Genomic DNA, 8,190 nt, shown 5'->3' with positions numbered 1-8,190 from the left:
CGTACAGGCCAAGGCGGCGACGGCCATCCAGGCCACGACCACGACGTACGTACGCCAAAAGCCCGTTACCGTCGTGAACCTGGCCCAGCTGCCCGGGCGCGCGGCGACCCCCGCGCCGCCCGGCCTGAGCGGCTTCCCGAAGCAGGGCGAGGTGTCTGTCTCGCCCGCGCTGGCCGAGCTGCTGCACGAGCTCCCCGACGGCCAACTCGCCGACCGCTTCCCGAAGACGAAGTCCTACGGCACGATCGGCGCCGCCGCTCTCGCCTCGCCCGACGAGCTGGTCGCGGTGGTCGGACGGGCGCCCGGCGACGCGGCGGTCTCCCCGGCGGCCGGGCACCAGAACTACTACGACGACGGCCTGACCAAGCGCTCACCGGTCTCCGGGTTCGCCGGCACCAAGGCGAGCCTGTTCACCGGCATGGACCAGGGGACCGTACTTCTGGGCGTGGTGCTCCTCGTCATGCCGGTCGTCGTGTTGAGCTCGGCCGCGGGACGGCTCGGCGCGGCCCGGCGTGAACAGCGGCTCGCCGCGCTGCGGTTGGCCGGGGCCACCCCACGGCAGATCCTCGCCATGACCGCCGTCGAGGCGGCGGGAGTCGGCGCGGCCGGGGCGCTGGCGGGCGCGCTCGCCTACGCGGCACTGCTGCCCGCGCTCGCCGAACTCCCGTACGGCGTCGGCTCCTGGTACGCCGGTCAGCTGTGGGTGGGGTTGCCGTGGCTCGCGGCCGTGGTGTCGGCCGTCACCGCACTGATCACCGTGAGCTCGGTGACGATGCTGCGCCAGGTGGCCACCTCACCCCTGGGCGTGGCCCAGCAGGCGAACCCGCGCCGCACCCGCGCGATCCGCCTGGTGCTGTTCGTCGCGGTCCTGCTCTACATCTGGGCGACCACAGGCGACAGCGGCCAGTTGAAGCCCCGGCAGCTGATCGCCCTGCTGGCGCTCTTCTACGGCGCGTTCTGGCTGTTCGGCCCCTGGGTGGTGGACCGGCTGGGCCGGATCGTGGCCCGCCGTGCGAAGCGCCCGGCAACACTGCTGGCCGCCCGTCGGCTCAGCGACGACCCGCGCGCGGTCTGGCGCACCGTCAGCGGTCTGGTGCTCGCGGGGTTCGTGGCCGGGTTCTTCTGCGTCAGCACGCTGGGCTCCGACGGCCCGAGCCACCAGGGCCAGGTCGCGGTGATCACCGCGAACGCCGCCGACGCCCGCCACACAGCCACCGAGGCCCGTACGGCGCTGCACCGGGCAGGCATCACGGCGGATGTCACCGTCACGAGCGAGAACGACTACGACAGCCTGCTGGCCGGACTTGACGGAGTGATCGCAAAGGTCCCCGGCGGGCAGAAGGACATCGACAGCGCCCTCACCGCACTGACGCCCCTCGGATCGGGCAGGTACCCCCTCACCCAGGAGTACGTGTCCGCGGCGGACGACACGGTGACCGCCCGCATCACCGCCGTCAGTACGGCCACCCTCGTGCTGAGCTTCCTCGTCGCGGCCGCCTCCGCCGGCCTCACGGCCGCCGCGAACGTCCTCGACCGGCGCCGGGTGTACGGCCTGCTGCGGCTGTCCGGCACCCCGCTGAAGGTGCTGGACCGGGCACGGGTGCGTGAGACCGTCATCCCGCTGGCCGTTCTGGCCGGAGGCACCACCGCGATGGGTGTCTTCGGCGCCGTGCAGCTCAACAAGGCCGCCGGCACCACGATGAACGCCTCCGGTGCTGTGCAACTGGTGATGTGCGTGGTCGTCGGCGCGCTGGCCATGTTCGCCGCGATCGCCGGCAGCAGGCCGCTGCTGCGGAAGGTGACGGCAGGCCCGGCGCAGACGGCGGACTGACACCGTGACGAGTACGTCCCGGCGCTTGTGCGAGGCGGCGCCTGCAGCTCGTGCTCTTCCGGCGCGCGGTGCTCAGAACATGGTGTTGTCGTTCCTGGAGGTGGGCGGGATGACCTGGAGGACATCCCAGTGCTCGACGACCTTTCCGTTGTGATCGAAGCGGAAGATGTCGATGCCCGCGTATTCCTCGCCGGGCCAGGTCTGATGGCAGTGGAGGATGACGTGGTCGTCTTCTGCGAAGGCGCGCTTGTACTCGACGTGTTTGCCCGGGTACTCGGCGGCCATGCGCTCGAAGTAGTCGATGAATGCCTGCTTGCCGTCGCCGACATGCGGGTTGTGCTGGATGTAGGTGTCGCCGGCGTACCGGTCGAGGGCCTCGGCGGGGCGGCACTCGTTGAACATCAGGTCGTAGAAGGCCTTGGCGGTGGCCTTGTTCGCTTCAGGGTCGCTCATGGGATCACCGTAGGGTCGGGCGCCGAGTGGGGCGCGGTGCGTGTGGCGAGCAGGTGGTCGGCGTGGGTGGGAACGGACAGGGATCGGTCGGCCAGGTCGGCGGGGGTCTCGGGATCGGTGGGGTTGACGCGTACGAAGCGTGCGCGGGGGAAGCTCCGGGTGAGCTGTTCGCCCGGCCATCGGATGACACCGGGGGTGTTGAATCCGGCGCCGAACTCCAGGATCAGCAGGCGGGTGTCGGCGTCGGCCGTGTCCAGCCAGCCCTGTAGGCGGCGGCCGGCGGCAAGGTAGGGGGCGTCGACGAATTCGGGGCCGATGCGGACGTTGATCTCGACCTGGCCGCCGCAGTTCGGGCAGCGGGGCAGCGTGCCCGCGTCGGTGATTTCGTGCGCCTGGCGCTCGGCTGCCAGGAGTGTGTCCAGCGCTTTGGCGGTTGCGGCGGGCAGAGGGCCCGGAGCCCGTACGGTCAGCACCGCGCGCAGCAGCCGCCGGGCGTTCGCATGGTCGAGCCGGTCCGCGTCACCGGTGCTCAGGCCGGCCTTCACGGCCGCCGGGTCCCTGCCGAGGAGGTCGAGCGCGGCGTGCACCAGGTGCGTCGGGTGCGAGGGCGGGGTGTGGCAGTCAGCGGGCTGGAACGGCTCGTCCAGGGCGATGACGGTGCGGTAGGCGTCGAGCGGCAGTGTGCCGGCGTGCACGGTGGTCCTCCAGGCGGTGCGGGTGATGTGTTCGGCGTGCGGCCCGCGTCGGCGGCCGAGGGCGATGCGCCGCCTGGATCGTGAACGCCGACGACGGCTCGCCTGGCGGGTGGGTGTGAGGCGAGCCGTTGTGGTCTCCCGGCTTACCGGTAAGGCCGCGACGGCTCGCCGGGCCTGCTCAGGCGGGTTCGAGGGTTGCGGTGTGGAGCTCGGCGACGCGACCGGTACCGCCCTCGTAGGTCCAGAGGGCGTGGACGGTCCGGGCGTTGAGGTTCATGACGTGTGTGACCGTCATGCCGGACTCCTCGACCCAGCCGAGCATGAACAGGCCCGGGGCGACTTCGGCGGTGTGGAGAGTGACCGTCTCCTTCGCTCCCTTGGCCGGACCCTCCAGGGTCTCGTAGTGCAGGACGGTGCCGTCGGCCGCGTAGGTGTTGCGGAAGACGACCCCGTTGTCGACCCGGAGGACGAAGGTCCGGCCGGCGTAAGCGGGCGTGCTCATCGTGCTTCTCCTCAGCTGGTGGCAGGGTTGTCAGAACAGGCCGTTGCCGTGCGGCAGTTCGGCCGGAACGGCGGTGATGACGTCCCAGTGCTCGACGATCTTTCCGTCGGGGACGCGGAACAGGTCGTAGTACGCCACCGGGACGCCGAACTCGCCTTCGGACTGCAGCAGGACGAACTCGCCCTCGGCGACGACCTTGTGGACCTTGTTGTAGACAAGGTTCCTGCCCTGCTCGGCCCACTTCGCGGCGGCGGCGCCGAAGCCGTCCAGGCCGTCGGCGGCCTCCGGGTTGTGCTGGTGGTAGGTCTCGGTGGAGATGTAGTCGGTGAGCCCCGAGTAGTCGGCGCCCACAAGGACCGTCTGCGTGTAGTCGGCGGCGGCCCAGCGGTCCACCGCGGTCGGGTCCTTCCGACGCCGGTCAGCCGCGCTGTCCGGTCCTGCTCGGCTCGCAGATGCGGGTACGCCGATACGGGCCTCGACCGGGCCCCGGTGTAGAGGCCGGCCGACCGGACCGACAGTTGGATGCGGTGTGCGTTGTCCTCGGCGAAGGTCCGCAGGGCCCTGCCGAAGCCATAGCACCAAGGGCAGTACGCGTCGAAGGCGTACGTCAGTCGAACTCGCTCCGCCGAACACACCACGCCCCTCCGCCCTTACTGCTTTCCGACACCCATGCGGTGCCGTATGGGCCAGCACCTCCAAACTAGGGGGATAGGGCGGGTGAACCCGGATACGCTTGCGACTACCTATGGCCAAAAACCGACACGATGCCACGCGGGAGATCCCCGAGATCCTCTTCACCGCGCCTGCCGGAACCCCTGCAGGGGTCGAGGTGCTGCCCCTGGCCACCTTGCGCCGGCGTGTACCGGCGGCGCGGCTCGCGACGCTTCAGCGACCGGACTTCCACCATCTGCTCACGCTCACCGGCGGCACCCTCTGGCACACGGTGGACTTCACCGCCTACGCCCTCGAACCCGGCTCCTGGCTGTGGGTACGCCCGGGCCAGGTGCACCAGTGGGGCGACCTCACCCACGCCGAGGGCACCCTGATCCTGTTCCGGCAGGACTTCATCGACGCGGCCACCGCAGCCGTCACCCGCATCGAAGACCTCCACGCCCCGGTCCTGCGCCGCCCCCTGCCCGACGACGCCGCTGCCCTGCACCGGGCCGTCGACCACCTCACCGCCGAGTTCCACGCGCTCGGACGGCTGCCCCTGGACATTCACACCGAGGCCCTGCGCCACCTGCTGTCCGTCCTCCTGCTGCGCCTGGCCCACCTGACCGCACCCGTCGGCAGTCCCGCGCCCGAACCCGACTCCACCTACCTCCGCTTCCGTGACGCCGTCGAGAGGGACTTCGCCCGCACCCGCCGGGTGGAGGACTACGCCCGCGCCCTCGGCTACTCCGCCCGCACCCTCTCCCGCGCCACCCTCGCCACCGCCGGCCTAGGTGCCAAGGAGTTCATCGACCGCCGTGTCGTCCTGGAGGCCAAACGCCTCCTGGCCCACAGCGACCAGACCGCCGCCCGCATCGCCGACCACCTCGCTTTCCCCAGCGCCACCCATTTCAGCAAGTACTTCCACCAGCGCACCGGACAGACCCCGATCGGCTTCCGCCACACGGTGCGCGGCCACCCCACGCCATGAGACGCGCAACGTGTCGGAACAGTCGCCGGCGCCACCGCGTATGTCGCCTGTCGTCGCGCTGACTCCCTTTGAAGGTGATCGAAACGTGTGGCCGCACGCGCATCGTGCGCCCCAGCATGGTGGGGACCGCAAGAACGACTGAGGTAAATCGACAGCAGGGGGAATCATGCGCAGGACTGTTCGAGGCGCGATCGTCACACTCACCGCCGCTCTGGCCTTCCCGTTGGGTTTCGCGGCGCAGGCCCAAGCGCAGGGTCAGACGGCGGCGGCGGCGGCGGGATGCGGTGCGGACTTCATCTGCATGTGGGAGGACGCCAACTACACGGGATCGAAGTACGTCGACATGTACGCCACGTCACCGGCGAACATAGGAACCCTCATCGACATCGACGGCTGGGACGGGGACAACGAGATCAGCAGCGTCTCCAATCGCACCCGGTTCCACATCTTGATGTACGACAACGACAACGGCACCGGATTTCTGGGGTGCCTCACGCCGGGTCAGTCGATTCCGTCGCTGTGGCGCAACGACGAGATGGAGAGCTTCAGGTTCGCCAGCTCCTGCTGATCCCGCGCGAAAGCCCGTCGCGGGCTCGCCACAAGGCTGTCGGCCTCGGCTCTGAGTGTCCCCACTCAGAGCCGAGGCTGACAGCCGTTGGACGATGCAGAGGGGGATCATTCGGATCCCGTCCCGGCCGCCGTCCAAAGCGACGGGAGCAGTTCGCTGGGGGCGGGGTTCATGACGGGGCCGAAGAGCACTTGTGGTGAATCCTCCCCTTCATGACACTTCAGTGAAGATTCATCCATCTGGCTGGATTTGGCGTAGACGGTCCATCAGCCCGGGAGTTGAGTTTCCCCCCCTGAGCGGGACGCATCGCGTCCGTAGACGCTCGGAGCAGCGGGGGCCGCCATGGTCGGCACGGAGATCCTCGTCGTGGGTGAGGCCCGCGGCGGTGGCGAGGTGGAAGGCAGCTGGCCGGTAGTGGCCCGTGTGCCTCCCTGGATCACGGTGTTCCGCGTGAGCGCGGAGAACGCGGAGAAACTGGCGGAACACCTGCGGGAACTGTCCGGCGGTGGCCGTCTGGCGCTCGCCCGTTCACCGCACGGAGAGATCACGAGCATGGGCGACGAGGCCGTCGTACGCCAAGTCGACGAGCGCGCGCTCCTGTTCATCGAGGCCTGGAAGTCGGGGCCCACAGGAAAGTCACCGAGGCGGGGCGAGGGCCGGAACTGGGGCGACCCGGAGTTCCGGGCGCCCGACCAGAACCCGAACGGAGTGTGAGATGGCCGGCGACATCAGCGTCACGGAACGTGCGGTGCTCGGAGCGGACGCGAACCAGCGGAGCGCTGCCCCGACCTGGCCCGGGGCAGGACACACGATTCACCGTTACGGCCGAGTCAGTGTCGTCGCCTCCCTGGCCGGGCCGGCCAAGGCGCCACCGGGCCCGGAGCCGGGCGACACGGACGGCCTCACCGAGGTGGAGCAACTGGGGCTTGCCGCGCTGCGACTGCGTGAGTCCGCCGCGTACAAGGCGGCGAAGAGCCGGCGCCCACGGCACGCAGAGGCCTGGGACATGCCCGACTGCACCACGATCGTGCCCACCCCCGCGTCCTCGGCCAGGGCCGAGGGAGCCGCAGCGCCCGCGCCCACCAGCTCGTACCTGGAGGGGACGGTCGCGGTCGGCATCGTCATCGTGCAGGGGCCGACTCCTGAGCTGCAGTTCTCCAACGCCGAGATCCTCAAGGTCGTCGCGGAGGTGCAGAACGGGTTGAGCTTCTACGCCACGACCAACCCCGTCGCCGGCATCAGCTTCTCGTACGACATCCAGGACGTGGCCGTGACGGTCCCCGCGGACCCGAACGCCGCCGACCTGGAAGCCCTCTGGCGCAACCCGGCGATGGCCGCGATCGGCTACAGCGCGGACTTCGCCGGGGTGGGCGCGTACGTCGAGGACCTGCGCACCCGCTTCGGCACGCGCTGGACCTACTGCGGGTTCTTCACCAAGTACCCCCTCAACCACTTCGCGTACGCGAGCATCGGCGGCCCCCGGCTCGTGATGCAGTACGACAACGACGGCTGGGGACCCGACAACATCGACCGGGTCTTCGCCCACGAGTCGGGGCACATCTTCGGCTGCCCGGACGAGTACGCCACCAGCAAGTGCGACTGCGGCGGATCCTGGGGCAGGTTCGGTCTGGCCAACGGCAACTGCGAGAACTGCGCCGGGGGCGGTGGCGTCCCCTGCCTGATGAAGGCCAACACGTTCGAGGTCTGCGAGTTCACTCCGGCCCACCTGGGCTGGGCGCCGCAGCTGCTGGTCCGCAACTTCGGCTACGCGGCCGGTGGCTGGCGCGTGGACAAGCACCCGCGATTCCTCGCCGACATCACCGGCGACAAGCGGCTCGACATCGTCGGCTTCGGCGACGCGGGCGCCTTCGTGTCGCTGGCCACTCGGACGGCCTCTTCGAAACGCCCCGGCTGACCGTCAACAACTTCGGCTATGTGGCTGGTGGTTGGCGTGTGGAGAAGCATCCGCGGTTCCTGGCGGATGTCACCGGTGACGGTAAGGCTGACATCGTCGGTTTCGGTGATGCGGGTGTGTGGGTGGCGCTGTCGAATGGTGATGGCACCTTCCAGCCGATGAGTCTGGTCGTCAACAACTTCGGCTATGTGGCCGGTGGTTGGCGCGTCGACAAACACCCGCGGCTCCTCGCGGACACCACGGGCGACGGCCGCGCGGACGTCGTGGGCTTCGGCGACGCGGGTGTGTGGGTGTCCCGCGCGCTCGGCGGAGGGCAGTTCGACCCACCCGGACGGGTGATCGCGAACTTCGGCTACGACGCCGGGGGTTGGCGCGTCGACCAGCACCCGCGCTTTGTCGCCAACATCAGCGGCGACAACCGCGCCGATGTCCTCGGCTTCGGTGACGCGGGGGTCTGGGTCAACCGGACCTGAAGTCTTCTGAGCCCGCGCAGGTCGCGGCCCGGTCCTCTACGGCCGGGCCCCGCCAGTAGGAACAGCCCGTCAACACAGACGCCACCCCCGGGAGAAACGAAGACACCCCAG

The 8,190-nt window shown here is 69.8% G+C and carries 10 protein-coding genes; 6 read left to right on the top strand and 4 right to left on the bottom strand.

Annotated elements, in window-relative coordinates; genetic code table 11:
* Nucleotides 1-1,831: FtsX-like permease family protein (locus tag ABZS97_RS42595; RefSeq protein ID WP_356148848.1), on the top strand; the 1,831-nt coding region annotated here is incomplete at its 5' end.
* Nucleotides 1,832-1,903: 72 nt separating this feature from the next.
* Here the strand turns inward: ABZS97_RS42595 and ABZS97_RS42590 are convergent.
* The 4 genes from ABZS97_RS42590 to ABZS97_RS42575 form a co-directional block, all read right to left on the bottom strand.
* Nucleotides 1,904-2,284 carry a nuclear transport factor 2 family protein gene (locus ABZS97_RS42590; RefSeq protein WP_356148845.1) on the bottom strand — a complete coding sequence of 127 codons (381 nt, stop codon included), beginning with the start codon at nt 2,282-2,284 and terminating at the stop codon, nt 1,904-1,906.
* Nucleotides 2,281-2,979: a hypothetical protein gene (locus ABZS97_RS42585; protein WP_356148842.1), complete on the bottom strand. Its 699-nt coding sequence runs from the start codon at nt 2,977-2,979 to the stop codon at nt 2,281-2,283. Before ABZS97_RS42585 ends, ABZS97_RS42590 begins: the two co-directional genes overlap by 4 nt.
* 178 nt (nt 2,980-3,157) lie before the next feature.
* Nucleotides 3,158-3,481 carry a MoaF N-terminal domain-containing protein gene (locus ABZS97_RS42580; RefSeq protein ID WP_356148839.1) on the bottom strand — a complete coding sequence of 108 codons (324 nt, stop codon included), beginning with the start codon at nt 3,479-3,481 and terminating at the stop codon, nt 3,158-3,160.
* A 30-nt stretch (nt 3,482-3,511) separates the two neighbouring features.
* The gene (locus ABZS97_RS42575) at nt 3,512-3,874 is read right to left on the bottom strand and encodes an ester cyclase (protein ID WP_356148836.1); all 363 of its coding nucleotides are present in this window, start codon (nt 3,872-3,874) and stop codon (nt 3,512-3,514) included.
* 352 nt (nt 3,875-4,226) lie between these two features.
* On the opposite strand from ABZS97_RS42575, the gene ABZS97_RS42570 reads away from it, so the two are divergent.
* The 5 genes from ABZS97_RS42570 (at nt 4,227) to ABZS97_RS42550 (ending at nt 8,079) form a co-directional block, all read left to right on the top strand.
* Nucleotides 4,227-5,123: an AraC family transcriptional regulator gene (locus tag ABZS97_RS42570; protein WP_356148833.1), complete on the top strand. Its 897-nt coding sequence runs from the start codon at nt 4,227-4,229 to the stop codon at nt 5,121-5,123.
* Between the two features lie 166 nt (nt 5,124-5,289).
* The gene (locus ABZS97_RS42565; protein WP_356148830.1) at nt 5,290-5,691 is read left to right on the top strand and encodes a peptidase inhibitor family I36 protein; all 402 of its coding nucleotides are present in this window, start codon (nt 5,290-5,292) and stop codon (nt 5,689-5,691) included.
* 342 nt (nt 5,692-6,033) lie between these two features.
* Nucleotides 6,034-6,405, top strand: a complete 372-nt coding sequence (locus tag ABZS97_RS42560) for a hypothetical protein (protein WP_356148827.1) — start codon at nt 6,034-6,036, stop codon at nt 6,403-6,405.
* A gap of 1 nt (nt 6,406) precedes the next feature.
* Nucleotides 6,407-7,606 (top strand): hypothetical protein, encoded by a 1,200-nt coding sequence (locus ABZS97_RS42555; RefSeq protein ID WP_356148824.1) that lies wholly within the window; start codon nt 6,407-6,409, stop codon nt 7,604-7,606.
* A 38-nt stretch (nt 7,607-7,644) separates the two neighbouring features.
* Entirely contained in the window at nt 7,645-8,079 is a 435-nt protein-coding gene (locus tag ABZS97_RS42550) for a VCBS repeat-containing protein (protein WP_356148819.1), read from the top strand.
* Nucleotides 8,080-8,190: the final 111 nt, after the last annotated feature.

The sequence above is a fragment of the Streptomyces sp. NPDC005485 genome (assembly GCF_040606085.1).
Taxonomy (GTDB): domain Bacteria; phylum Actinomycetota; class Actinomycetes; order Streptomycetales; family Streptomycetaceae; genus Streptomyces.
Note: the sequence above shows the minus strand (reverse complement) of the source record. Positions and strands in the feature narration are given on the sequence as shown.

What these genes read in the sequence shown, in the direction of transcription:
- ABZS97_RS42565 (WP_356148830.1), top strand. Translation starts at nt 5,290, where the DNA reads ATGCGCAGGACTGTTCGAGGCGCGATCGTCACACTCACCGCCGCTCTG.
- ABZS97_RS42580 (WP_356148839.1), bottom strand. Translation starts at nt 3,481, where the DNA reads ATGAGCACGCCCGCTTACGCCGGCCGGACCTTCGTCCTCCGGGTCGAC.
- ABZS97_RS42555 (WP_356148824.1), top strand. Translation starts at nt 6,407, where the DNA reads ATGGCCGGCGACATCAGCGTCACGGAACGTGCGGTGCTCGGAGCGGAC.
- ABZS97_RS42590 (WP_356148845.1), bottom strand. Translation starts at nt 2,284, where the DNA reads ATGAGCGACCCTGAAGCGAACAAGGCCACCGCCAAGGCCTTCTACGAC.
- ABZS97_RS42570 (WP_356148833.1), top strand. Translation starts at nt 4,227, where the DNA reads ATGGCCAAAAACCGACACGATGCCACGCGGGAGATCCCCGAGATCCTC.
- ABZS97_RS42560 (WP_356148827.1), top strand. Translation starts at nt 6,034, where the DNA reads ATGGTCGGCACGGAGATCCTCGTCGTGGGTGAGGCCCGCGGCGGTGGC.